This is a genomic window from Paraburkholderia fungorum (assembly GCF_902833645.1).
GTDB lineage: Bacteria > Pseudomonadota > Gammaproteobacteria > Burkholderiales > Burkholderiaceae > Paraburkholderia > Paraburkholderia fungorum.
In genome coordinates this window covers 84,827-106,790 of record NZ_CADFGE010000020.1, presented here as the reverse complement: position 1 = coordinate 106,790, position 21,964 = coordinate 84,827, and the positions used below count along the sequence as shown (strand labels likewise).

Sequence of the window (21,964 nt, the reverse complement as noted above, 5' to 3'; positions counted from 1 at the left end):
CGAGCCAGAAAAAGCCGTGCGGCGATTTCGTGAAGCGCAAATAGCGCGTCAGCCGCCGGATAAAGACTTTATAAAGCTAACGGATCAGTCTGTTTCAATTTTTCGATAAATCTCCTTCTTGATTATTGAGGCGGATTCCGCAAGGCATCGGGATCGATTGCTTCCAGATTGATTGGATGTTTTTTGTCAAGTAATTGAGTGACGCAAATAATGCGTATCAGGCCGGTGAAGTTGCAGACCGTCTCCTGCGTCAAATCAATTTCGCGTGCCCATTGAGAAATCAGTTTCCCCACCGACATGGATTTCTGGCGGGCAATTTCTTCAATGATTCGCCAATAGACTTCTTCCAGCCGCAGACAGGTTGCGAGTCCGTTGATACGAACGGAGCGCAGCCGTGGCCGTGCCAGCGCGGGAGTGAAGTTGCAATACTCTGTCATCCGCATAGGCGTTCGCGTGTAGGAATGCATGAACACGCGACGACAGGTAATGCGATGAAGCCAACTCCTGCCGCAAGGCTTTTATTGGTGTCGCTAAATTGACGAGATAAATAGAACCGGATGTTTCGCATGTCTGGATGAAGTGAGTGGCAGTTCGCCAATCTTCATCTTATGGAGTGCCTGATGGGTCATACAGGGATACGACGTTAATAAATCGATGAATGTCTTATTTTCTGGATATGCGAAATGAATTTAAAGGCCTTTCAAGAGGCTTTTTTGTTTTCGATCAATGAAAATTTAATCGGCCGGAATTTCGCTGTGTTGCCGCTCTTTGTCGTACATGTATATGACCGCGATTTTGTCGGGGCTATTAAATTCATGGCTGACGTAGTCAATAAACGTGGCCAGGAATTTTCAAATGCATATGATGTTGCGCAATGATTCGACCAGAAGGAAAGGCGGTGGCCGACCTGCCTGCTCGCCGCTGCCCGCAGCGCGAGCCGTGCGTCATCTCGCCGGCCAGCTTGCGGGAGCGGCGGTTCTGGCGGCGTTGCTGGTGTCGGCAGCCCCTGCCGCCACGCCCGTATGGCGAGGCGCCACCATGCACTACGCGGTGAACGGCGCGCCGTTGCCCGACGTGCTGCGCGACGTACTCGCCGTGGAAGGGCTGACCGCGGACATTGGCCGCGACGTCAAGGGCGTCGTCAACGGCCGTTTCGACGACACGCCGGGCAATGTGTTCGCGCAACTGGTCGAGGCCTACGGTCTGGTCTGGTATTTCGACGGCAGGGCGATGCACGTCACAAGCGCGGCCGGCGTGCGCAGTCGTGTCATCCCGTTCGCGCCGTTGACCCGCGACGCGGTCGCTTCGTTGCTGCGCAACCTCGATCTCGACGATGCCCGTCTGCCGGTCCGCTACTCGCCGACCACCGCGCGCGTGGCCGGTCCTGCGATTTTCGTCGACGCGGTGGCTGAGGCCATCGACAAGGCGCAACGCCAGGCGACGGTCGAGCCTTCGTTCGATCAGACCGTGATCCGGATTTTTCCGCTGCGTTACGCGCAGGCGGAAGACATTCACTACACGGTGCGTTCGCAAGATCAGGTGGTGCCGGGCGTGGCCTCGCTGCTGCGCCGTCTGATGAACGACACGTGGCAGGCAAGCGTGCCCGCCGTGACTCGCTCGCGCGCCGAGGTGCGCAACGCGCGCGGCGCGCCGCCGCCGCTGCCGAGCTTGCGCGGCCTGGGTCTCGCCGGCACGCCGTCCAGTTCCGACAGCAATGACGACAGTGATACCCACAGCGCGCCGCCGCTGCCGGGCGCGCAGAATGCCCAGACTGCGCCGCCGGCGGCGACGCCCGCGCGGCGCAACATCCTTGCCGATCCGCGCACCAATTCGGTGGTCGTCAACGACCTTGCTTCGATGATGCCGAATTACGAGCGCGCGATCGCGATGCTGGATCAGCCGCAGGAGCTGGTCGAGATCGATGCGGTAGTGATCGACGTGTCGTCCAGCGCGGCGCGTTCGCTCGGAATGCAGTGGGGCGGCGCGAGCGGGCGCGTCAATGGTGCCTCCGGGACCATGAACGCGCCGGTGAGCTTCGGCAATCCGGGGTTGCTGACTCCCGCCAGCGCCGCCAGCGGGTTGAATCTCGCGACGCTCGTCGGCAATTCGGCGCAGTACCTGTTCGCCCAGCTCCACGCCCTCGAGGACGCCGGCAAGGCGCGCGTGCTCTCACGTCCGCAGGTGCTGACGCTGAACAACACCGAGGCAGTGTTGACCTCGCGCAGTTCGGTGTACGTACGGGTCGCGGGCAATCAGGACGTCGATCTGTTCAATATCGACGTGGGGCTCACGCTGAAAGTGACGCCGAGTGTCGAAGCGACCGGCGACGCGCGCAGCAGCATCCGCCTGAATATCCAGATCGAGGACGGCGGCTTCAACTCGACGATGTCGGTGGATGGGATTCCAAAGGTCGACAACCATTCGATCGTGACACAGGCCGTGGTGCGCGACGGCGAAAGTCTGCTGATCGGCGGCTATCAATACGAACGCAGCGAGAGCAGCACCTCGAAGGTGCCGTGGCTAGGCGATGTGCCGTATGTCGGTGCGCTGTTCCGTTCCACCGGGACCACTCACGAGCGGCTCGTGCGGCTGATTCTCATCACGCCGCGCATGAAGCGCGCGTCGGGCGGCGACGTAGCGCCGGATTTGACGAGCCAACTGGCGCGCGCGTCGGCGGTGGCGCCTGCTACGGCCATGGCCGTGCCGTCGCAGGTCGGCGCGGCGTTGCTGCCGGCTGGCCAGGCGACGCAAGCGAAACCGTCAGGCCAATCGATGCAATCGGCTCCGTCAGCGCTCGAGCCGGTGAACCGGATGCCGTGGGAGAACCGCCGTGACCGCTGATGCGCAAATCCAGGTGACGGACGGCGTGCACACCGGCGCGAGCGTGGTGCTGCAGCCGGGTCGGTTACTGCAGATCGGCAGCAACAGCGAGGCCGATCTGATGGTGATCGACGAAGGGGTCCACGCGCGCCATCTGAGTGTCCAGCTGCAGGACGCGCGCCTCGCGTTGACCGCGCATCGGGCTGGCGTCGCGGTGTTCGGGCGAAGCCTGGCGCCAGGGCGTCGCGTGCTGTTGCGGCGTGGTGCGTGGTTCTCGGCGGGGCCGGTCAAATTCCGTTTCAGCGGACGCGATGCGCCCACCACGACGATGGCGCGCGACGCCGAGCGGGCCTATCTGCTGCGCCATGCGCCGCTCGCTTACGTGGCGAGACGCTGGTCGGACGCTTCGCCGATCCTGAGGGCCTGCGTGGTCGCCACGCCGTGCGCGCTGGCGCTTCTTCCGTGGTTCGCGTCGAACCATCTGGTGGACCCGCCGCGTTCATCTCGAACCAGCGAGACCTTTCGGCTCGTCAAGACCCATGTCGATCCGAAGTCCGGCGCGCTCGTCTACGAGGGCTACGTACGTACGCAAACCGATCTCGCCGCGCTGAGCGCGAGCGCGTGGTCGCGGCAACGCGCGCCGGTCATGCGGGTGATCGTGCTCGACCAGTTGCAGGACGCGGTCCGGGAGTTCCTCGCCCGCTATTACCGCGGCGCCGAGGTGCGTGCCGCCGAACCCGGTGCGTTCAGCGTGACGCTGCCCGATGGACGTGGCTTCGTGTCGCCCGAATCGTGGGACTACGGCCGCGTCGAGCGGCTGGCGCGCGGCGAAATCAACGGCTTGCGCGGCCTTGCCTTCCCAGGCCATGCGCCGGGCGCGGGCCGCGTGCGGGTGCCCCTCGACGCGCTCGGCATGAATCTGCTGGTTGGAAAACATGCGCTCTGGCTCACGGACGCCCAAGGGACGCGTTATTTCGTCGGGGCGCGGCTGCCGGTGGGCCGGATTACACGCATCTCGGCGTGCGCCGCGGAAGTGACGCGCGACGACGATGGTTCGGTATACGAATTTTTCATGGAGGCGAGCCATGCCCCCAGAAACTGCCGTTAAAAGCACCCTTGGCGCCTGCGCCGATCTGCTGCTGGAACAGCGGCTCGCCGAAGGCGGCGGCGCGGGTTGCGCGGCCATCGTTGCGCAACTGACGGACGAAATCGCCGCCCTGAGCCAGGTGCTGCAAAGCGCGGCGCCGGCCCTGCAAAGAGAACTGATTCTGCTTGTCGAGTGTTTGCGCGCGGCTCGGCAAGTGGTGGAACGAAGTGCCAACTTCACAAACGCGCGTGACAACAGAAAGGAATCCAGATCATGAATCAGGTCAACACAGTAGCTCCGAACACCGGGGCCAACGGCTTCGGCGGCTTTGGCGGCGGCGATGGCGGTTCCACGGTCGGCGCGACCGGCGGCATCTCCGCGCAGAAAGTGTCGGAAGTGCTGGCGAAGATCCTCGAGAAGCAGAACAAGGACTTCGACAACAAGCTGCAACAGGCCGAAGGCGCGGACGACAAACAGCAGAACGTCGCGATGATGAAAGTGCAGCAGGCCATGGGCGCGGTCAACACGACCCAGAGCGTCGCGACGTCCTGTATCCAGGGCCTGACTGACGCGCAGAAGGAAACCGCTCGCGCTTCCCACTAACGTTTTTTCCTAACCGGACGGAGACACCTTCGGGTGTCTTCGGGAGCTTCATCGATGCAGGACGATACCCTGGAACTGCTGATTTCGATCGGCCATTACGCCCGCGTCTACCGACGCTTCGACGAGGCGCGCTATCTGTTCGAGCGACTGGCGTTGCTGTATCCGCAGCGCGCTTTTCCGTATCTCGGCCTTGGTCTTGTCGAACTGGACCGCGCCAACTATCGCGGCGCCTCGCTGTTGTTTGGCCGGGCGATGGACGTCGCGCCCGCCAGCATGCTCGCGCGCGCCTGGCTCGGCGTGTGTCTGGTGCTCGAGCAGCGCTACGCGGCCGGCGTGCGGATGTTGATGAGCGTCACAGCCGACGAGCCCGGCGCCAGTTCCATGGCGGCGGCCTTTCTCGGTCTGCCCGAGTGCGTGCCCTACGCGCGAGCCGCCAGCGCGACCCAGACCGCGAGCCCTGCGGTCTTTCTATCCACCAATGAACGACTGACTATCCGAAGCGGACATTGATATGTTGCAACCCCCTGTTATTACCGCGCCGCCGCCGGCCGATCCTTGGTCCACCGTCGGCGCCCAGACCATCGGCCAGCCAGCTGACGCGGCTGCCGACGGCTCCCTGATCGAACGTCTGCTGGCGCGCGCCCAGGACGCGCAGGACGCGTCGGCACAGCAACTGAACACGCACATGGAGCAGCTCGACTCCGGCCGCATTTCGACCTCGGACATGTTGCGTCTCCAGGCGGACATGGGCGCGTTCGCGGTGCGAGTGCAGATGACGGTGCGCGTCGCCGACGAAGCCGGTCGCGCGATCCAGACGCTGTCGCAGCGAAGCTGATGCGCCGCGTTCTGATCCTGCTGCCGATGCTGCTCCTCCTTGCCGGCTGCAGAACCTCGCTATTCGAAGGCCTGGACGAGGACCAGGCGAACCGGATCGTCGCCGCGTTGAGCCATCACGGCATCAATGGCTACAAGGAACGCAACGCCGACCGGAGCTGGAACATTTCCGTCGACGACGCAGACGCGGTGGTCGCCACCGAACTCGCGAGCGCTTATGCGCTGCCGCGCGGCGGCCACGCCAACCTCGGCGACCTGTTCAGCCGCCAGGGTTTGATCTCAAGTCCGGAGGAGGACCGGATTCGCTACGTGTTCGGCCTGTCGCAGGAACTCTCCGAAACGCTCGAAAAGATGGACGGCGTGTTGCTGGCGCGCGTGCATATCGTGCTGCCGGAGAAGGATCCGATGGACCCGACGCACGACACGCTGCCGTCGGCCTCCGTGATGATGCGCTACCGGGGCGACACCAATCTTGAACCGATGCGTGACCGGATTCGCGCGCTGGTGGCGGGTGGGGTCGAGGGACTGATGCCCGAGCGCGTGGCCTTGACGCTCGTGCCGGTCACGCCGGTGCTGAGTTTTCCTGGTGGTTGCGACAACGATCACGACATCGCCGGCGGAAACGATGTGGCCAGCGCCGCAGGCGCGGTCAGCGTGACGACCTGTACCGAAGCCAGGGCGCGCATGCCGTCGCGTGCCACCACCGTGCTCGGTGCGCTGGCTGCGCTGGTGTTGCTGGTGTCGGGATCGGTCTGGCTATGGCGCTCGGGTCTGCGCACGCGGTTCGAACGCGAGCCGCGCGACGGCCGCAAGCCGGCAGGCGCGTCAGACGGGCGCCGCGAGCCGATGGCGGGCGACAAGCCACGCGCAGCCGGCGAAGCGAAAGAAGCAGGAGAAGCAGGAGAAGCAGGAGAAGCGGGCGGCCCGACGGAGCATCCCGGAGAAGACGCATGAAGCACGCCTATACCTGCGCGCCGGCGGACTGGGCGCATCACAGCTGGCTCGAGGACGGCCGTCCGATCCGCAACGAACGCGCCGCGCGCAATGCACATGCGGCGCTGTTTGGCCGCTACCCGCAATTGGTTCAGGTGGCGCTTTCCGACGTGCCGCCCGCGCTGCCGATCTGGCCGCGTCCCGCGTGCGCTCGCCTGTGCCGCATCGTTGCCGCGCTCGCGTTCGCCCGTTCGCTGCGCCGCGTGGTCGCCGCGCAGGCGCGCACCGCCTTCGCGATGGGCGTCGCGCCGCGCATGCTCGGCGCGATCCAGCGTCACCCACGCGCGGCCGTTGCCGATCTGCGGATCGAACCCATGCCGCCGCTGTTCAGCCGCCGCGAGATGACGGCGGTCGGCCTCGCATTGGCGCTCGAAGCTGCCGCAGATTCGCGCTACGCGTTCTGGTGGAGCCTGAGGTTGCCGCGCGGGATTTCAGAAGCCGCGTCGCATTACCAGGTGCACGAATTCACCGCCGCCGACGCGCGCGAGCTGGTCGCCGCCGCGCGACGTCTGTTGGAGGGCAAGCCATGCTGATCTGCCGAATTGGCCCGTGGCGAATTGAATGCGACGGGCATCTGAGCATACGTGAGCAGCTGTCGCTCGATGGCTTGCGCGCCGTCGAGGCGGAGCGCGCTGCTGAAACCGCCCGCGAGCGCAGTCGGCTCGTGACGCTCGCCCGTGAGCTCAAGCGGCGGGCGTGGCGGCGCGGGCACGCGTCCGGCGTCGCCGCCGCGTTGCGCGAGCAGGTCGCGCGCACGGCTGCGGCGGCGTACGCGGCGCATCGTCTCGAGGAGCGGCTCATGCGCATGGTGCTCGAGGCCGTGACGGACATCGTGGGCGAATTGCCGCCCTCGGCGGCGCTCGCGAATCAGTTGCGCCGCTCGGTCATCGTTGCGCAATCACAGCGGCTGGTCTCGGTGCGCGTCGCCCCTCAGGTGTTCGACGAGGCGAAGCAACTGATCGGCACGGTTGAACGCGAACTGGGCGCGCCGCTATGCACAGTGCTTGCCGATGCGGGTCTGCCGGCACACTCATGCGTGATCGAAACAGAGGCGGGCGTGATCGACGGCGGCCTCAAGTTGCAGTTGCGCGCGCTGGAGCAGGGCATGCGCGACGGCGTGGCTGCGATGCTGCACCAATACGACTTCCCGGATCGGGCCGGCCGCACGACGCTGGCGGCGATCGAGCACGGCGTGCGCGACGCGTTGACCGCCTTGTCGGCGCCCGTGACGATCGCGCCGCCGCCGCCTTCGCCTTCGCCTTCGCCGCCGCCGCCTTCGCCACCGTTGCCACCGTCTCTGCCACCGTTGCCGCCGGCCCTGCCGCCGAACGTCGTGCGCATCGTGCGTCGCCCGTATATCCGGGAGGCGGCATGACGCTCTGGCCCGACATGGAGACGCTCGCGCTGGAGGACGTGGAGCGCCACAACCTGGCGATCCGGCATTTTGGTTTCCCGCTCGCGGTGCAGGTCGGCGCGCGGCGCTTCACGCTGCAATTCGAAGCGTGCCGCGAGCGCTATCCGCTGTTGCTCTCGGGCGTTGCCGCGCAATCGCCGTTCAGCGTGGCGTGCGACGCCGGCGCGCTGCTGCCCGAACTCGCCACGCCGGTGCTCGGCGCGCGCGGCGACGCGGCCCTCACGCATATCACCGACGCCCTGAGCGACTGGCTGTGTGCGCTCGAAGGTCTGTTTGGTTTCACCTTCGATGTGAACGGTGTTGCCTTCGATGCGCTCGCGCCGACCGGCGCCTACGGCGTCGCCGTGACGCACACCGCGAGCGGTCGCACAGCACATTTTTCGTTTCGCAGTCCGGCCGTCGACGCCTGGCTGCGCCAGCGGCCGCCGCCCCCGGTCGGCCGCGAGGCGCTGCTCGCACGTCTTCACGTGCGCCTGCCTGTTTGCGTGAGCGGTCCGTCTTTAACGCTGCCGCGCCTGCGCAAGATCGCAGTGGGCGACGCACTGCTATTCGACCGTCATTCCTGTTGCCTGCGTGTGCCTATGCGAATGGGTACGGGCAGGGTTTTGTTGAAGTTTACTGAGGAGCACACCATGATTGACCAAGTCTTGACCGAAGCCGCAACACCCCTCGAAGTGAGCAGCGAACTGCTGCCCATCGACGCCCTGACTTTTCCGTTCGACGCCGTGCTCGGCACGCTGTCGTTGTCGGTTGCCGAACTGGCGCATTTGCGCGAGGGATCGATCGTCGCATTTCGCTTGCCGACGCGCGAACGGAAGGTAACGTTGCTATGTCAAGGGATTCCGTTCGCGCGTGGCGAACTGATCGATATCGAGGGATCGCTCGGCGTGCGCGTCACGCGATTGACGCACGGAGATCTGCCGGCATGATCGCCCAACTCGACCAGTTGCAGGTCGTCAGTCTGTTTTTCATGATGGGCCTGCTACCGCTCGCGGTCGTGATGACCACCTCGTTCACGAAGTTCAGCATCGTTCTGACCTTGCTGCGTTCCGCGCTCGGTGTGCAGCAGGCGCCGAGCAATCTCGTGATCTCGGGCCTCGCGCTCGCGGCGACGCTGGTCGTGATGGCGCCGACGATTGCCGCCATCCAGTCGGCTCTCGACGACGGGCAGGGCGCTGAAAGCACCGGCGCCCTGCCGCGCCCCGCCGAGTTGCTGCAGGCGGTGCGCGGCCCGCTTGGCGATTTCATGATGAAGCATTCGCGCCCCGCCGAGCGGCAGTTTCTCGTCACGGCCGCGAAGCGGATCGACCCCGCCCGCGACGCGCGCGAAACCGATATGCCGCTTCTGATTCCCGCGTTTCTGATCAGCGAGATTTCAAGCGGCTTCGAAGCGGGTTTCCTGCTGTATATCGCGTTCCTGGTAGTGGATCTCGTGGTGGCCAACGTACTGACGGCGATGGGCATGATGATGCTGTCGCCGAGCACGGTATCGATTCCGTTGAAGCTGTTCGTCTTCGTATCGGTATCGGGCATGTCCAGGCTGATGCACGGCCTCATTGTCGGCTACGCCAAATGAGCAGCGTGCCGACTCTCGCCACCTTGTCCAGCGACGCGTTGCTACTGGTGTTCTGGCTCTCCTTGCCGGCGCTCGCGGTCGCCACTGCCGTGGGTCTCGTGATCGGCCTCCTGCAATCGATCACGCAGGTTCAGGATCAGAGCCTGCCGTACGGCGTGAAGATCATCTGCGTGGGCTTCGTGCTGATGCTCACCGGACCGTGGGCCAGTCGCGAACTGGCGCGTTTTCTCGCGCACGTCTTCACGTTCATCGCGGCGGGGCGCCTGCACTGAACATGAACCACGTCGACTATCTGGAGGGCTTCGCCTTCTGCGCGATCCGCCCCGCCGTGGCGCTCTTTCTGATTCCATTCGGGCAGAGCGGCTCGCTGGGTATCGCGCTGCGCCTGCCGGTGCTGCTGGCGCTCGCCATGCTGCCGCAGCAGGTCGGCTGGCCGCCGCATCTGCTGGCGGGCGCCGGTCTCGAGGTGGCCACCGGCATCGCGCTGGGCTTGCTGCTCAGCACGATTTTTCATGCCGCCGCCGCCGCCGGCGCGATTCTCGACCAGCAGGGCGGCTACGCGAGCGCCGCGATGTACGACCCGAACTTCCAGCAGGACGCGGCGCTGTTCGAAACATTGTTCCTGCAGTTCGCCGCGTTGACGCTCTTCACCGGGCCCGGCTTGCCGTTGCTGTTCGGCTTTTTTGCCGACGCCTGGGTGTTATGGCCACCGGGACGCTGGCGCACCGATCTGGTCGACGTCTTCCGGCAACTCGCGCTACGCAATATCACGGACACGTTTATCGACGGCGTGCGGCTCGCAAGCCCGCTGCTCGGTCTCGTGCTGATGGTGGACATCGCGTTCGGACTGATGTCGCGCCACGCGAAGCGCCTCAACCCGTTTGCGACGGCGCGCACCGTCAAGGCGCTGGTGCTTTCTCTGGCGGTGGTGTTGAGCGTGCCCGCGCTGTTTGCGCAATTGCACCTCGTCTTCCAGCACGTGATTCATCTGATTCCGTAAGCCACCGGGCGAACCATGAGCAACAAAACCGAAGCACCAACCCCCAAACGTATCCGCCGCGCGCGCGACGACGGCGAGGTCGCCAGAAGTACGCACGTCAGCGTCGCGTTCAGCGGCCTGTGCTGGTGGCTGTATCTCGTCATTGAGGCGCCGCATCTCTACGCGCTGGCTTGCCAGTTGGTCGTGCGCGTGACGACGCTCGACGCCTCACGCGCTTTCGACGACCAGTTCGCTACGACCTTCGCCGCCTGTCAGGTGTTCACGATGCCGTTCCTGACGACACTCGGCGTGGGCGCGCTCGCGGTGCTGATTCCGGAGTTGGCGCAAACGCGCGGCCTGCTCGCGTTGAAGCGGGTGAAGCCCGACTTCAAGCGGCTCAATCCGCTCAACGGACTCATGCAGATGTTCAGCCTCCGACTGGTGTGGGATTCGGTGCTGACGATCATACAGTTCGCGATTCTGCTGATTCTCTTCGCGATGGCGATCCAGACATGGCTGCGCCAGCTCGCACCCGCCTATACGTTTTCACTGCCGGTGCTGCTGGGCTACACGGCGATCTCGCATTCGCATCTGTTGGCGTGGATGGCGGCGTCGCAGATCGTGCCCGGCGCGGCCGACTATCTCATTCAACGCTTCTTGTGGATGCGCGGACTGCGCATGGACAAGAACGAAATCAAACGCGAATTCCGCGACGACGAGGGCGACCCCTATGTGAAAAGCCGTCGTCGCGCACTTCATCGGGAGCTTGGTCAATAACATGTCGAACCCTTCGTTTCTCGGCCGCTACGATCTCTCGGCGCTCTTCGCGCGGCATGCCGATCTCGCCGTCGGGATCGGCATTCTGGCGGTGCTCACGCTGCTGATCGTCCCAGTGCCGCCGTTCGTGCTCGATCTATTCATCTGCGTGAGCTTCGCGGCCAGCCTGATGATGCTGACCACCACGCTGTACGTGTCGAAGTCGGCGGAACTGGCGAGCTTTCCCTCCTTGCTGCTGCTGACCACCTTGCTGCGCCTCGCACTCGCGATCGCTTCGACCAAGATGATTCTGCTGCATGCGCACGCCGGCCAGATCATCGGCGCGTTCGGCGCGCTGGTGGTGGGCGGCAACGTGGCCGTGGGGCTGGTGGTGTTCATCGTGCTGGCGGCGATCCAGTTCATCGTGGTCGCGAAGGGCGCGGACCGCGTCGCGGAAGTGGCGGCGCGCTTCACGCTCGACGGTATTCCCGGGCGGCAGATGAGTATCGACGCCGATCTGCGCAACGGCGTGGTCTCGGCGGTGCAGGCAAGTCGCATGCGCGCGTCGCTGGAGCGCGAAACGTATTTCTACGGCTCACTCGACGGCGCGATGAAGTTCGTCAAGGGCGACGCGGTGGCGGGCCTCGTGGTGGCGCTGGTGAACATCGTCGGCGGCCTGACGGTGGGGATCGCGCAACGTGGCATGTCGTTCGCCGACGCGCTGCAGGCCTACACGATTCTCACCGTGGGCGACGGCCTCGTCTCGCAGATTCCGTCGCTGATCGTCTCGGTGGCGGCGGGCATTCTGGTGACGCGCGTGAGCGCGGGCGAGGGCGCCGACGCGCATCTGGGCGGCGACATCTACAGGCAGCTCACGGTGCATCCGAAGGCGATCGGCATGGCCGGGGCCGCCTGCATGGCGCTGGCCGCGATCCCTGGTTTTCCGCACATCCAGTTTGTGGCGGCGGCCGGCCTCCTGCTCACGCTCGCCATCACGCTGTTGCGCAACGCATCGCTGGCGGCGAACTCGCAGCGCGCGCTGATGCCCGGCATGACGCGCGACGGCGGCAACTACGTGCCACGCATTCTCGACGACGTTGAACTGGGTACGAGCGCGACGCTGCGTTTGCGGGTCGGTCTGAAGGCGTTCGATGCGTTGCGGCCCGAGGCGCTGAATCGCTCGCTCGGCCAGTTGCGCCGCAATCTGATGACCGATCTCGGCGTGCCGTTTCCGGGGCTCGCGTTGTTGCGCGACCAACGGCTGTCACCGGAACGGTACATCGTCGATATCGAGGACGTGCCGTTCGCTAGCGGCACGCTGGTGGCAGGGCACATGCTGGTGAGCGGCGACGCGGCACAGGTCACGTTCGAAGGCGTGGAAGGCTATCGGCCGCGCGCGGAAAAAGCGGTCTGGGTGGCGGCCGCGACGGCGGCGTCGCTTGGCGATCCGCAACTGCACAAGGCGACGGTGGAAGAGGCGCTCTGCGATCATCTGGCGGAGGCGTGCGAGCGTTCGGCCGCCGACATTCTCGGCACCCAGGAAACACGCTTCCTGCTCGATCAGTTGGCGATCGAATTCCGCGAACTGGTTGCCCAGGCGGCGCAGGCGGTGAGCACGGTGCAACTCGCGGGTGTGCTGCGGCAATTGCTGCAGCAGCGGGTGCCGATCCGCAATCTGCGTGCGATCCTGGAGGCGATCGTGCGGGTGCCCGCCGGCGAGCGTACCACCGACCGCATGCTGCGCGAGGCGCGCATCCAGTTAGGGCGGCAGATCGCGCGCGTCTACGCCGACCTCGAAACGTGGACGATCAGTGCAGCAGTGCTGGACCCCGGCTGGGAAGCGAGCCTGGAAGCGCAGATCCGGGGTGGCGTGGATGGCGAGCCACAATGCGTGCTGTCCGCCGACGAAATGGCGCGCACGCAGCACATCCTGACCGGCGACCTGTCGGGCATCGGACTGATCGTCACGAATGCCGTGTTGCGTCCGCATCTGATGCGTCTGCTGCACGATTTTGGCCGACGCATCGACGTGCTGGCGATCGAGGAAATTCCACTCGACATCTATCGCGTGCGGACCGTCGCCACTCTGGGGGCGGCATGACTTTCGATCTGCCACGTGGGGCGCGAGGCGGCGCGCCGACGCTGATTTCCACGCCCACGCTGCATGGCCGCGTCGTGGAAGCGCGCGGCGTGATCGCTCGTGTGGTGGGCGTGTCGTTGCGCATCGGCGAAAAGGTGCGGCTGGTACGGCCCGATACGCTCGAAGCCCAGTTCGGCGAGGTGGTGGGCTTCGCGCACGACGGCGCGCTTGTCATGCCGCTCGCGGGGCTTATCGGGCTGTCCGACATCACGGAGGTGCAGGGCTGCGGCGCCACCTGGAGCAGTGTGGAGGCGATTGGACTGCTCGGCCGCGTGGTGGACGGACTCGGCAATCCGCTCGACGGCAGGGCGCTGCCGCCGTCGCCGTCCTCATTCGATGCAACCCAGCCTGAAAGCGCGGCCGCTACGCTCAACCCGCTCGAGCGTCCGTTGATTTCCACGCCATTCGCCACCGGCGTGCGCGCGATCGACGCCATGCTGACCTGTGGCGTCGGACAACGCACCGGCATTTTCGCGCCAGCGGGCGGCGGCAAGAGCACCATCATGGGCATGATCGCGAATGGCGCGGCCACCGATGCGGTCGTGGTCGCGCTGATCGGCGAACGCGGCCGCGAGGTGGCCGAGTTCATCCACGATCACCTGGCACAGCGGCGTGAATCGACGGTGGTGATCGCCGCCACCTCTGAGCGTCCCGCCGCCGAGCGCATCAAGGCGGCGGAACTGGCCGCGCGCGTGGCGGTGGGACTGCGCGCGACGGGCCGCAACGTGTTGCTGTTGTTCGACTCACTGACCCGCTACGCGCGCGCGTTGCGCGAACTGGGTCTCGCCGTCGGCGAACCGCCATTGCGCGGCGGCTTTCCGCCGAGCGTGTTCGCCCAGTTGCCGCGCCTGATCGAAAGCGCGGGCGCGACGGCGCAGGGCAGCATTACCGCGTTCTACACCGTGCTCGCCGACGAGGCCGATATGTCGGACCCGGTCGCGGAAGAAGCGCGTTCGCTGCTCGACGGCCATATCCAGCTTTCGACGAAGCTTGGCGCGGCCGGCCATTACCCGGCCATCGATATTTTGCGCAGCCGCAGCCGCCTGATGAATCGCGTGGCGGGCGCGGCGCATCGCGCGGACGCCAGCCGTGTGCGCGACTGGCTCGCGCGTTACGAAGAGATCGAAATGCTGCTGCAGATCGGCGAGTACGAGCGCGGTCATGACCCCGAAACGGACCGCGCGATCGACCAGCGTCCCGCGATCCAGCGCTTTCTGTGTCAACCGTACGACCGCAGTAGTCCGTGGGCGGATACGTTGGCGTCGCTGCGCGCGTTGTGCGCGAGCGCGGCTGTGGCGCCAGGCACTGTATGACGTGCGGCGCGGCAAGGGAAGCAGAGTTTTGGCGGGTGCTTGCGAAAGTGCGTGGTTTGCGGGTGCGCCGCAAGCTGCATGCGCTGGCCGACGCACGTCGTCAGGAGCGGCGCGCGGCCGCTGTCGTGCAGGCAGAGGTTGCGGCACTGGCGCGTCATGGGGAGGAGCGCGCGCGTGTGCTTGTGTTCTGCCGGCACGAGCAACGCGCGGGCGGACAGTGGTATGCCACGCTGCGTGCGCACGACGCCATGACGCCTGTGTTGCAGCAGCGCTTGAACGACGCGCGGCAGGCGCACGAACTGGCACGCCGGCAGGCCGGCGAGGCGCTACGGGCGTGGCAGATCGAGGGCGCTCGGCACGATGACGCGAAAGCGCGCGGGCGGGCGGCGCTCGCCCGCGTGGCCTCGGAGGGCCGCGAACATGACTAGCGCCGCTCGCCCGCTCAATGCCGACTCAGACCGGTTATTCCCTCGGGTCGAACTGGGAATACAGGTGCATCGCGTTGCGCAGATTGGTTGACTGGTCCCTGCCGAAGTGATAGTTCTGCAGATCGAAATCAGCCATGTAGGTCGGGCCGCCAATCGCATTCAGAAAGATGCCGACCGCTGCCGCGGCGCGGTCCTTCAATGGCAATTTGTCGTTCATGAGGTCGTTGCGGAAGGTCCAGACCTCGGCGGCCGATGCGCCGGCATGGGAGAGGTCGCCCGCATCGACCCGGCGCACGTTGGCAATGATCGTTTCAGTGGAGCGGTCCGACAGGTTGATGCCGTAGTGCTTCAACATCCGGTTCACGACACTGACAGAGCTTGGATACGAGCCCGGCCGATCGTAGGTGGGCGACTGTTCCAGTACGGATTCGAGCCGGTCCCGGTTGGCGAGGCTATTGCCCGAGGTGTCGGGGTCCGGTTTGTTGCCCGCCGGGAGACCAACGTCTCCATGAACTTGCCAGTTGCCCTGTTCGAGATGGATCGGATACTTGTATCCCGCCGGATTATCTGGCCGGGCCACGCGCCAGGTCTGATTGTCCTTATCGAACGTGACCGGAAAGGGCAGCCGGTTCGCCATGACATAGGGCATCCCTTTTTCATCGCGGTAGACACCGCATGCGTGCGGGTCGGGCAGCAGGCTCCCGATCGGCTCCCGACTGTAGGCCGCGGGAACGTCGAACCCCCTGCCGTTTGTCGACACGCCGGCGTTGGGTGCAAGGTTGCCAGTTGGCCCTGCGCGGTGCGCGTCGGGACCGAGCTGCGTTTCGGCGGCCGGCGCTGTTCGATCCAACGCCTTGCGCAGGGGGTCCGGCGCAAATTCCGACGACGGTCCGGACAAGCCCTTGTCCAGCGGCAGCGTACCGCTCGCGCCCGTTATCATCGGCGCCCCGGTAGGATTGACCTCGGGCGGTTTGCCTTCGCGTAGTGTCGCGCCGCGCTCCGCTGGAATGCCTTCCTCCAGATGGGGGCCCCTTTCCCGCCCGCCCGGGAGAAGGCCGCTCAGCGCATCCCCCAGATCGATGTCTTTGATCTGATCCTGTGTAAGACCGGCGTGGTCCGGATATTCTGCGTCGTTTAGCGCATTCATAAAGTCGCTCAGTCCTGGCGGCATCTGACCAGCGACGACTCTGCGCGCACCGTAGATTATCTGCTCGCCCAGCCCCGGTTTCTGCCCTACCATGTCCAGAATCTTGTCGTGATTGTCCTGGGCAAGATCCACGTATTTGTTGGCGAGGTTCTGCGTGTAATTGCCGCCGGGATCAGGCAGGTTGCTCGTGATGGAAGTAAAGGTCGACGGTGCGCCGACGTTGTAAAAGTTGGGCCGGTCGTTGTGCGTGAGCGTGTCGGTCGCCTGTTTCTCCATTGCCTGAACCCGTTTGTAGATGTCGGAATCCGGCGTGTTCATACCATCCTGGAAATTCAGCAGATCGCGCTGTATTTCTTCCGGCGTGCGCATCGTCGGCTGGATCGCGCCAGGGGTCGTCTCGCGTTCCTGTTGCGAACGGCCATCCTCCGACACGAGTTGCTCCGCTAACGCCTCGAGCGGATGCGCTTTCGCGGAGAGGGAGCGCGCCTCGTCGTTCCAGTCGGCATCCTCGCTATTACGACGCAGGGCAAATTCGTGTCCGTTCAGGTTTTCGGCCTTGTCCATGAAATTGTTGATCCGCTGCATGGACGCCGTGTGCAGTTTCTCCTGTTCCTGCAACTTGCTGTCGAGGCGGCCGGCAATATCCGCCTGCATCTTCGCCTTGATTTGCGACGCATCCTGCAAGGCTTTGTCGCGCTCTGCGGGGCTGGTGTCGGGGTTCACCACGCGTTTGTACCGTTCGCCCAACTGCGCTTGCTCCGCCTTGCCGCCGTCGGGCAGCAATTCGCTACCGACCGGCGCATGGAAGATCCCGGCGAGACGTCGAGCCGGATCCTGCATGGCTTTTTGCCGATCCTGTGAGACATCGAGTTTTAGCGCATCGATCGCGGGGCGTTGCTGCGCCAGCGGCGTCTGCAGGACCTGCTTCGCGCGCGCCGCGTATTTCTGCTGCGCGTCGCCGTCCAACTCGGCCAGGTCGGGGGCGAGCCCGATCAGATCGCCGTAGTTTTTCCGGTAGTCAGGCGGATAGCCGGCCAGCGACGACTCGAACATATCGCGCAGACGCGCGCCGTTCTGCTGGTCCGCCGTGTAGTTGCGCTGGATACCCGGACCGCCGTCGTAGCGGTCGGCGATCTGCTGCAGGCTGGTGCTGGATGGGGCGGGTGAGGTCTTCGACGCGGCCGCGGTTTGCAGCGCGTCTTTGGCGAGCGCGAAGTGGGCGGCTCGCGCGTTCGCGGTGGCCGGGCGATCGTTGCCGGTTCCGGGGCCATGCGGTGCCTGCGGAACGTGTGTGTCGAAGGCCTTGCCGTGCGCGTCGTGGAGACCGCCGCGATTACCACGGTTGTCGCGTGACGTGTCGTAACTCATTGGCGCCTGGCGTTCCGGCGGGGGGAGTGGCACGAGCTGGCTGGCGTCGTTCGTGTCGACGATCTGGGTTTGAGTGGCGTAACTCGAAGAATTGCTGCCGATTGTGCTTGCCATCTGATTTTCCTGGTTGGTGCGGCGTTCCAGGCCGCGCGTTCACTAATGCGGACCATCTCGTTTGGGCGCCGGTCGAGGCCGGCGCTGCGACCGTTCATCCGGCTGACCTGTTCCCGTGGCGCGGAAGCAGGCAGTGGATTCACGGACAGGTCCGACGCAAGACTGCTGGGGCATCGATGAGGGCTGGTTCGATGTCGCACACACGCTCGTCAGGCGTGTGTGCGACATCCACGGGTACAAACGGACGGCGCCTTTGTCCCCGTGTTGTGCGGCTTGCTCAGGTGTTCGCTTTCCTGATTTGGTCCTCAGTCGGCTGCTTGCCTGTCTTCGGATCGACGAAGCCACTGCCGTTGCGGTTGGCGACCAGCGTGTAACCGTCTGGCGTGGCGGCGTCGAGCGCGCGGCCATCGTGGCTCTTCTGCACCGAGAGGCCGGTGCTGTTCTGCTGGCTCAGGCCGGTGACCTGATAGGCGTCGTTGCCGTGGGTGATCGTCACTGAGTCCGCGTACGAGACGGATTTGTTGTTCTTGTCCGCCTGCGTGCCGACCGTGACCTTGGTGTTGTCCGGCAACTGGAACGTCATCGGACCGTTGAACATTGCCGTACTCGAGTTGGCGCCATTGGCGTGCTGGGTGAGGTGCGGATCGCCCCATATCTTGGTGGTGTCGCCGGAGCTCTTGCTGGTCATTGTCATCGACGAATCGGACTTGTTGAAGTCGAGCTTGTAGTTGCCCAGATCGATGCTCGCCTTGTTGTTGGTGACTGGCGTGGCGGTCCATTGCGTTTGTTCCGTGCGGCCTTTCGACGGGCAGCCGCAATCGTTGCGCGGTGGCGTGCGCTCCGGGCAGTTGTTGCGCGACGGCGCGCTGGTGTTGCCGCGCGAGCCGGTGTCATGACGGTTGACTGGTTGGTTGTTGTAGCCGCCGCGGCTCGCCGGCTGCTGGTTCGCGGAGCGGCCGGGATTGCTGAAATTCGCCTGCGCGTAGAAGGTGCTCGTCTGGCCGTTGCCAGTGCTTTGACCGTACACCGAGAACGATGCCTTCGAGAAGCCGCTTGCCATATTCGACATCTGGCCCAAGGCATTGCGCCCGTTGTTGAACGGCGTGGCGGCCGGCTGCTGCCATTGCGCGTTGCGCGTCGTAGCGGCCGCGTTGGCAACGTGCGGATTGAACGAGGCATTGATTTGCATTGCTGCTTGCATGTCGATGATTTCCTGAATTAAAAGAGTCGGCTTGACTGGTGAGCCGGAGCCGCGTTGCCGACGTATTGGGGAGCGGCTCCGCTGATGAAATAGTAGGGAGTTCGAAATGTGAACCGAGCTACTTATGTATAGGGTCGAAAATATTGTTTCCGGAACCGGACCTGAGGACAGCCGGAGCGGTAAATGCGAGTGGTGGGTCGTGGGTGGCGCACGTGCGACATCGACTAAAGGCGCGAGCAACGCCATCTGATTGGCCAGATATGAACGTTCGTCCGAGGCTTGCCTGGATTCGATCCGCCTCCGGTATTACCCTGGTATCGCATTCGCGCATTGCCGGTTCCTGGCGATTCGCGTGGCGACGTCGATGACAGTGCCCAGGCGCTTCAGCTAACATGGCGGCATCGGCGCTAACGCACATGGCTAGTGCAAACGCCAGGTGTGATCAACGCTCGCCGTAAGTGACGGGTAAGTTGACGCATTTATCCTGGACGGAGATCAGCATCCGGTCGCGCATGATGCGGTGCGGCATTTGCCATCCCATCGTCAGTCCGTACCGGGCGCGCGAGACAAATGCGCGAGACCGCGGGCATATCGTTGAGCGACTACGGCGCGCCACGGGCGCGCCGGCACAGGTTTTACGTTTCATCTTCACCAAGGGGTTGTCGATGTCTGCGATTGAATCGGTTCTTCAGGAACGCCGTGTTTTCCCGCCCTCCGCTGAAGCAGCGGCTGGTGCGACGATCTCCGGCATGGATGCGTACCGGGCGCTGGCCGCCGAAGCGGAACGCGATTACGAGGGTTTCTGGGGGCGCCTCGCTCGCGAGACGCTAAGCTGGAACAAACCCTTCAGCAAGGTGCTCGACGAATCGAAGGCGCCTTTCTATACCTGGTTCGAAGACGGCCAGTTGAACGCGTCGTATAACAGCATCGACCGTCATGTCGAAGCCGGCAATGGCGAGCGCGTTGCGATCGTCTTCGAAGCCGACGACGGCACTGTCACCAACGTCACCTATAACGATCTGCTGCAACGCGTGTCGCGTTTTGCGAATGCGTTGAAGAAGCGCGGCGTGAAGAAGGGCGATCGCGTCGTGATCTATATGCCGATGTCGATCGAAGGCATTGTCGCGATGCAGGCCTGCGCACGGATCGGCGCGACGCATTCGGTGGTGTTCGGCGGCTTCTCGTCGAAGTCGCTCAATGAGCGGCTGGTGGACGTGGGCGCGGTGGCGCTCGTCACGTCCGACGAACAGATGCGCGGCGGCAAAGCATTGCCGCTGAAAAACATCGCCGACGAAGCCATCGCCATGGGCGGCTGCGATGCGGTGAAGAGCGTGATCGTCTACAAGCGTACCGGTGGCAAGATCGCGTGGGACGACAGCCGCGATCTGTGGATGCACGAGCTCACGCAGGCCGAATCGGATCAATGCGCGCCTGAATGGGTCGGCGCCGAGCATCCGCTTTTCATTCTGTACACGTCGGGCTCGACCGGCAAGCCGAAGGGTGTGCAGCACAGCACCGGCGGCTATCTGCTGTGGGCCGCGCAGACCATGAAGTGGACCTTCGACTGGAAGCCGACGGACGTGTTCTGGTGTACCGCCGACATCGGCTGGATTACTGGCCACAGCTACATCACGTATGGACCGTTGACGCTCGGCGGCACCCAGGTCGTGTTCGAAGGCGTGCCGACCTATCCGAACGCCGGCCGCTTCTGGGACATGATCGCGAAGCACAAGGTCACGCTGTTCTATACCGCGCCCACGGCGATCCGCTCGCTGATCAAGGCCGCAGAAGCGGACGAGAAAGTTCATCCGAAGAGCTACGACCTGTCGACGCTGCGCATTATCGGCACGGTCGGCGAGCCGATCAATCCGGAAGCATGGGTGTGGTATCACGAGAACGTCGGCGGCGGCCGTTGCCCGATCGTCGATACGTGGTGGCAAACCGAAACCGGCGGTCACATGATCACGCCGCTGCCGGGGGCCACGCCCCTGGTGCCGGGTTCGTGCACGCTGCCGCTGCCGGGCATCATGGCGGCGGTAGTCGATGAAACCGGGCAGGACGTGCCGAACGGGCAGGGCGGCATTCTGGTGGTGAAGCGTCCATGGCCGTCGATGCTGCGCAATGTGTGGGGCGATCCGGACCGCTACCAGAAGAGCTATTTCCCCGAAGAGCTCGGCGGCAAGCTCTATCTCGCCGGCGACGGCGCGGTGCGGGACAAGGAGACCGGCTACTTCACGATCATGGGCCGCATCGACGATGTGCTCAACGTGTCCGGCCACCGTCTCGGCACGATGGAGATCGAATCGGCGCTGGTGTCGAACCCGATCGTGGCGGAAGCGGCCGTGGTGGGCCGTCCCGATGCGACGACCGGCGAAGCCGTGTGTGCCTTCGTGGTGCTCAAGCGCGCGCGTCCTGAAGGCGAGGAAGCGGTGAAGCTCGCCAACGAACTGCGTGCCTGGGTTGCTAAGGAAATCGGTCCGATTGCCAAGCCGAAGGACATCCGCTTCGGCGAGAACCTGCCGAAGACGCGTTCGGGCAAGATCATGCGCCGCCTGTTGCGCTCGCTTGCGAAGGGCGAGGAAATCACTCAGGACGTCTCGACGCTGGAGAACCCGGCGATTCTCGATCAGCTCGGCGAGTCGCTCTGAGCTGAGGTTTGCCAGGGTGTGCAGCAAGGGTGTGTCGAACGATGCGCCTTTGTCTGAACCCAGGTGTCGACCACTCACGTCAGGCCGTCAAAGCCACTGCGCGGACAATCCCGATTGCCTGCCCGGTGGCTTTTTGATACATAGGCGCATGGCCGTGCCGCACCACACCTCTCACGCTACGATCAATCCCGTACCCGAACCGCCTGCGGTCTCGGCTGCGATGGCGCGCGCGCATCAGAAGTACTGGCGCTTCAATCTTGCGTTGATCGCGGCGTTGATGACGGTCGGCTTTGTGGTGTCGTTCGTTTTGCCGCTGGTGGCGCCGGCGTTGGATCAGGTGCGCTTCATCGGTTTCAGATTGCCGTTCTATTTCGGTGCGCAAGGGGCGATTCTGATCTACGTCGCGTTGATCGTCGTGTATATCGTGCTCATGCAGCGCGCCGACCGCCGTCTGCAACGCGCTTTCGATGCGGATGCGAGTGCCAGCAACCCAGGCAGCACCGGTGCCGATTCCCGTGCGCCCACCGCGCGCGGAAGCTGAGC

General features: G+C 64.6%; 23 protein-coding genes. 20 read left to right on the top strand and 3 right to left on the bottom strand.

Features of this window, described 5'->3' with window-relative positions:
- Positions 1 to 122 precede the first annotated feature (122 nt).
- On the bottom strand, positions 123 to 443 hold the full coding sequence (locus tag HWX91_RS39285) for a ribbon-helix-helix domain-containing protein (RefSeq protein WP_244144194.1): 321 nt from the start codon (positions 441 to 443) through the stop codon (positions 123 to 125).
- 240 nt (positions 444 to 683) lie between these two features.
- On the opposite strand from HWX91_RS39285, the gene HWX91_RS39280 reads away from it, so the two are divergent.
- Genes HWX91_RS39280 through HWX91_RS39195 form a run of 18 tightly spaced genes read left to right on the top strand, consistent with a single transcriptional unit; the run spans position 684 to position 14,943 of the window.
- Positions 684 to 878, top strand: coding sequence for a hypothetical protein (locus HWX91_RS39280; RefSeq protein ID WP_049813602.1), 195 nt, complete (start codon positions 684 to 686; stop codon positions 876 to 878).
- A complete protein-coding gene (sctC, locus tag HWX91_RS39275) occupies positions 856 to 2,841 on the top strand; it encodes a type III secretion system outer membrane ring subunit SctC (protein ID WP_028200328.1) in 1,986 nt (661 codons plus the stop codon). Before HWX91_RS39280 ends, sctC begins: the two co-directional genes overlap by 23 nt.
- Positions 2,831 to 3,928 (top strand): FHA domain-containing protein, encoded by a 1,098-nt coding sequence (locus HWX91_RS39270; protein WP_028200327.1) that lies wholly within the window; start codon positions 2,831 to 2,833, stop codon positions 3,926 to 3,928. The genes sctC and HWX91_RS39270 overlap by 11 nt, the downstream gene beginning before the upstream one ends.
- Positions 3,906 to 4,184, top strand: a complete 279-nt coding sequence (locus HWX91_RS39265) for a hypothetical protein (protein WP_244144193.1) — start codon at positions 3,906 to 3,908, stop codon at positions 4,182 to 4,184. Before HWX91_RS39270 ends, HWX91_RS39265 begins: the two co-directional genes overlap by 23 nt.
- Positions 4,181 to 4,510: a hypothetical protein gene (locus HWX91_RS39260; RefSeq protein ID WP_025496410.1), complete on the top strand. Its 330-nt coding sequence runs from the start codon at positions 4,181 to 4,183 to the stop codon at positions 4,508 to 4,510. The genes HWX91_RS39265 and HWX91_RS39260 overlap by 4 nt, the downstream gene beginning before the upstream one ends.
- A 54-nt stretch (positions 4,511 to 4,564) precedes the next feature.
- The gene (locus tag HWX91_RS39255; RefSeq protein WP_028200325.1) at positions 4,565 to 5,020 is read left to right on the top strand and encodes a tetratricopeptide repeat protein; all 456 of its coding nucleotides are present in this window, start codon (positions 4,565 to 4,567) and stop codon (positions 5,018 to 5,020) included.
- A 1-nt stretch (position 5,021) separates the two neighbouring features.
- Complete coding sequence (locus HWX91_RS39250; protein ID WP_052660839.1) at positions 5,022 to 5,345, top strand: hypothetical protein; 324 nt, start codon at positions 5,022 to 5,024, stop codon at positions 5,343 to 5,345.
- The gene (gene sctJ / locus HWX91_RS39245; protein ID WP_081833260.1) at positions 5,345 to 6,298 is read left to right on the top strand and encodes a type III secretion system inner membrane ring lipoprotein SctJ; all 954 of its coding nucleotides are present in this window, start codon (positions 5,345 to 5,347) and stop codon (positions 6,296 to 6,298) included. The genes HWX91_RS39250 and sctJ overlap by 1 nt, the downstream gene beginning before the upstream one ends.
- A complete protein-coding gene (locus HWX91_RS39240; protein WP_028200323.1) occupies positions 6,295 to 6,870 on the top strand; it encodes a hypothetical protein in 576 nt (191 codons plus the stop codon). Before sctJ ends, HWX91_RS39240 begins: the two co-directional genes overlap by 4 nt.
- Complete coding sequence (locus tag HWX91_RS39235) at positions 6,864 to 7,712, top strand: FliH/SctL family protein (RefSeq protein WP_028200322.1); 849 nt, start codon at positions 6,864 to 6,866, stop codon at positions 7,710 to 7,712. Before HWX91_RS39240 ends, HWX91_RS39235 begins: the two co-directional genes overlap by 7 nt.
- On the top strand, positions 7,709 to 8,680 hold the full coding sequence (locus tag HWX91_RS39230) for a FliM/FliN family flagellar motor switch protein (protein WP_028200321.1): 972 nt from the start codon (positions 7,709 to 7,711) through the stop codon (positions 8,678 to 8,680). The genes HWX91_RS39235 and HWX91_RS39230 overlap by 4 nt, the downstream gene beginning before the upstream one ends.
- Positions 8,677 to 9,327, top strand: a complete 651-nt coding sequence (sctR, locus tag HWX91_RS39225) for a type III secretion system export apparatus subunit SctR (protein WP_042277301.1) — start codon at positions 8,677 to 8,679, stop codon at positions 9,325 to 9,327. The genes HWX91_RS39230 and sctR overlap by 4 nt, the downstream gene beginning before the upstream one ends.
- On the top strand, positions 9,324 to 9,599 hold the full coding sequence (gene sctS / locus HWX91_RS39220; RefSeq protein ID WP_028200319.1) for a type III secretion system export apparatus subunit SctS: 276 nt from the start codon (positions 9,324 to 9,326) through the stop codon (positions 9,597 to 9,599). The genes sctR and sctS overlap by 4 nt, the downstream gene beginning before the upstream one ends.
- A gap of 2 nt (positions 9,600 to 9,601) precedes the next feature.
- Positions 9,602 to 10,327, top strand: a complete 726-nt coding sequence (locus HWX91_RS39215) for an EscT/YscT/HrcT family type III secretion system export apparatus protein (protein WP_042277296.1) — start codon at positions 9,602 to 9,604, stop codon at positions 10,325 to 10,327.
- Between the two features lie 15 nt (positions 10,328 to 10,342).
- On the top strand, positions 10,343 to 11,083 hold the full coding sequence (locus HWX91_RS39210) for an EscU/YscU/HrcU family type III secretion system export apparatus switch protein (RefSeq protein ID WP_028200317.1): 741 nt from the start codon (positions 10,343 to 10,345) through the stop codon (positions 11,081 to 11,083).
- A 1-nt stretch (position 11,084) separates the two neighbouring features.
- A complete protein-coding gene (locus tag HWX91_RS39205) occupies positions 11,085 to 13,163 on the top strand; it encodes a flagellar biosynthesis protein FlhA (RefSeq protein WP_028200316.1) in 2,079 nt (692 codons plus the stop codon).
- Positions 13,160 to 14,515 (top strand): FliI/YscN family ATPase, encoded by a 1,356-nt coding sequence (locus HWX91_RS39200; protein WP_081833259.1) that lies wholly within the window; start codon positions 13,160 to 13,162, stop codon positions 14,513 to 14,515. The genes HWX91_RS39205 and HWX91_RS39200 overlap by 4 nt, the downstream gene beginning before the upstream one ends.
- A 35-nt stretch (positions 14,516 to 14,550) precedes the next feature.
- Positions 14,551 to 14,943 (top strand): hypothetical protein, encoded by a 393-nt coding sequence (locus HWX91_RS39195; protein WP_244144192.1) that lies wholly within the window; start codon positions 14,551 to 14,553, stop codon positions 14,941 to 14,943.
- A gap of 34 nt (positions 14,944 to 14,977) precedes the next feature.
- Here HWX91_RS39195 and HWX91_RS39190 read toward each other — a convergent pair whose 3' ends face one another.
- Together HWX91_RS39190 and HWX91_RS39185 are read right to left on the bottom strand one after the other, a co-directional pair.
- A complete protein-coding gene (locus HWX91_RS39190; RefSeq protein ID WP_127837907.1) occupies positions 14,978 to 17,143 on the bottom strand; it encodes a hypothetical protein in 2,166 nt (721 codons plus the stop codon).
- A 706-nt stretch (positions 17,144 to 17,849) separates the two neighbouring features.
- Positions 17,850 to 18,773 carry a DUF1521 domain-containing protein gene (locus HWX91_RS39185; RefSeq protein WP_028200312.1) on the bottom strand — a complete coding sequence of 308 codons (924 nt, stop codon included), beginning with the start codon at positions 18,771 to 18,773 and terminating at the stop codon, positions 17,850 to 17,852.
- 665 nt (positions 18,774 to 19,438) lie between these two features.
- On the opposite strand from HWX91_RS39185, the gene acs reads away from it, so the two are divergent.
- Positions 19,439 to 21,421: an acetate--CoA ligase gene (acs, locus tag HWX91_RS39180; protein ID WP_028200311.1), complete on the top strand. Its 1,983-nt coding sequence runs from the start codon at positions 19,439 to 19,441 to the stop codon at positions 21,419 to 21,421.
- Positions 21,422 to 21,569: 148 nt separating this feature from the next.
- Entirely contained in the window at positions 21,570 to 21,962 is a 393-nt protein-coding gene (locus tag HWX91_RS39175; protein ID WP_028200310.1) for a DUF4212 domain-containing protein, read from the top strand.
- Positions 21,963 to 21,964 lie beyond the last annotated feature (2 nt).

Bases quoted from the DNA above. Each gene is read 5' to 3' on its own strand.
- HWX91_RS39285 (WP_244144194.1), bottom strand. From the start codon at position 443: ATGCGGATGACAGAGTATTGCAACTTCACTCCCGCGCTGGCACGGCCA.
- HWX91_RS39280 (WP_049813602.1), top strand. From the start codon at position 684: ATGAATTTAAAGGCCTTTCAAGAGGCTTTTTTGTTTTCGATCAATGAA.
- sctC (WP_028200328.1), top strand. From the start codon at position 856: ATGCATATGATGTTGCGCAATGATTCGACCAGAAGGAAAGGCGGTGGC.
- HWX91_RS39265 (WP_244144193.1), top strand. From the start codon at position 3,906: ATGCCCCCAGAAACTGCCGTTAAAAGCACCCTTGGCGCCTGCGCCGAT.
- HWX91_RS39260 (WP_025496410.1), top strand. From the start codon at position 4,181: ATGAATCAGGTCAACACAGTAGCTCCGAACACCGGGGCCAACGGCTTC.
- HWX91_RS39255 (WP_028200325.1), top strand. From the start codon at position 4,565: ATGCAGGACGATACCCTGGAACTGCTGATTTCGATCGGCCATTACGCC.
- HWX91_RS39250 (WP_052660839.1), top strand. From the start codon at position 5,022: ATGTTGCAACCCCCTGTTATTACCGCGCCGCCGCCGGCCGATCCTTGG.
- sctJ (WP_081833260.1), top strand. From the start codon at position 5,345: ATGCGCCGCGTTCTGATCCTGCTGCCGATGCTGCTCCTCCTTGCCGGC.
- HWX91_RS39240 (WP_028200323.1), top strand. From the start codon at position 6,295: ATGAAGCACGCCTATACCTGCGCGCCGGCGGACTGGGCGCATCACAGC.
- HWX91_RS39235 (WP_028200322.1), top strand. From the start codon at position 6,864: ATGCTGATCTGCCGAATTGGCCCGTGGCGAATTGAATGCGACGGGCAT.
- HWX91_RS39230 (WP_028200321.1), top strand. From the start codon at position 7,709: ATGACGCTCTGGCCCGACATGGAGACGCTCGCGCTGGAGGACGTGGAG.
- sctR (WP_042277301.1), top strand. From the start codon at position 8,677: ATGATCGCCCAACTCGACCAGTTGCAGGTCGTCAGTCTGTTTTTCATG.
- sctS (WP_028200319.1), top strand. From the start codon at position 9,324: ATGAGCAGCGTGCCGACTCTCGCCACCTTGTCCAGCGACGCGTTGCTA.
- HWX91_RS39215 (WP_042277296.1), top strand. From the start codon at position 9,602: ATGAACCACGTCGACTATCTGGAGGGCTTCGCCTTCTGCGCGATCCGC.
- HWX91_RS39210 (WP_028200317.1), top strand. From the start codon at position 10,343: ATGAGCAACAAAACCGAAGCACCAACCCCCAAACGTATCCGCCGCGCG.
- HWX91_RS39205 (WP_028200316.1), top strand. From the start codon at position 11,085: ATGTCGAACCCTTCGTTTCTCGGCCGCTACGATCTCTCGGCGCTCTTC.
- HWX91_RS39200 (WP_081833259.1), top strand. From the start codon at position 13,160: ATGACTTTCGATCTGCCACGTGGGGCGCGAGGCGGCGCGCCGACGCTG.
- HWX91_RS39190 (WP_127837907.1), bottom strand. From the start codon at position 17,143: ATGTTCGAGTCGTCGCTGGCCGGCTATCCGCCTGACTACCGGAAAAAC.
- HWX91_RS39185 (WP_028200312.1), bottom strand. From the start codon at position 18,773: ATGCAAGCAGCAATGCAAATCAATGCCTCGTTCAATCCGCACGTTGCC.
- acs (WP_028200311.1), top strand. From the start codon at position 19,439: ATGTCTGCGATTGAATCGGTTCTTCAGGAACGCCGTGTTTTCCCGCCC.
- HWX91_RS39175 (WP_028200310.1), top strand. From the start codon at position 21,570: ATGGCCGTGCCGCACCACACCTCTCACGCTACGATCAATCCCGTACCC.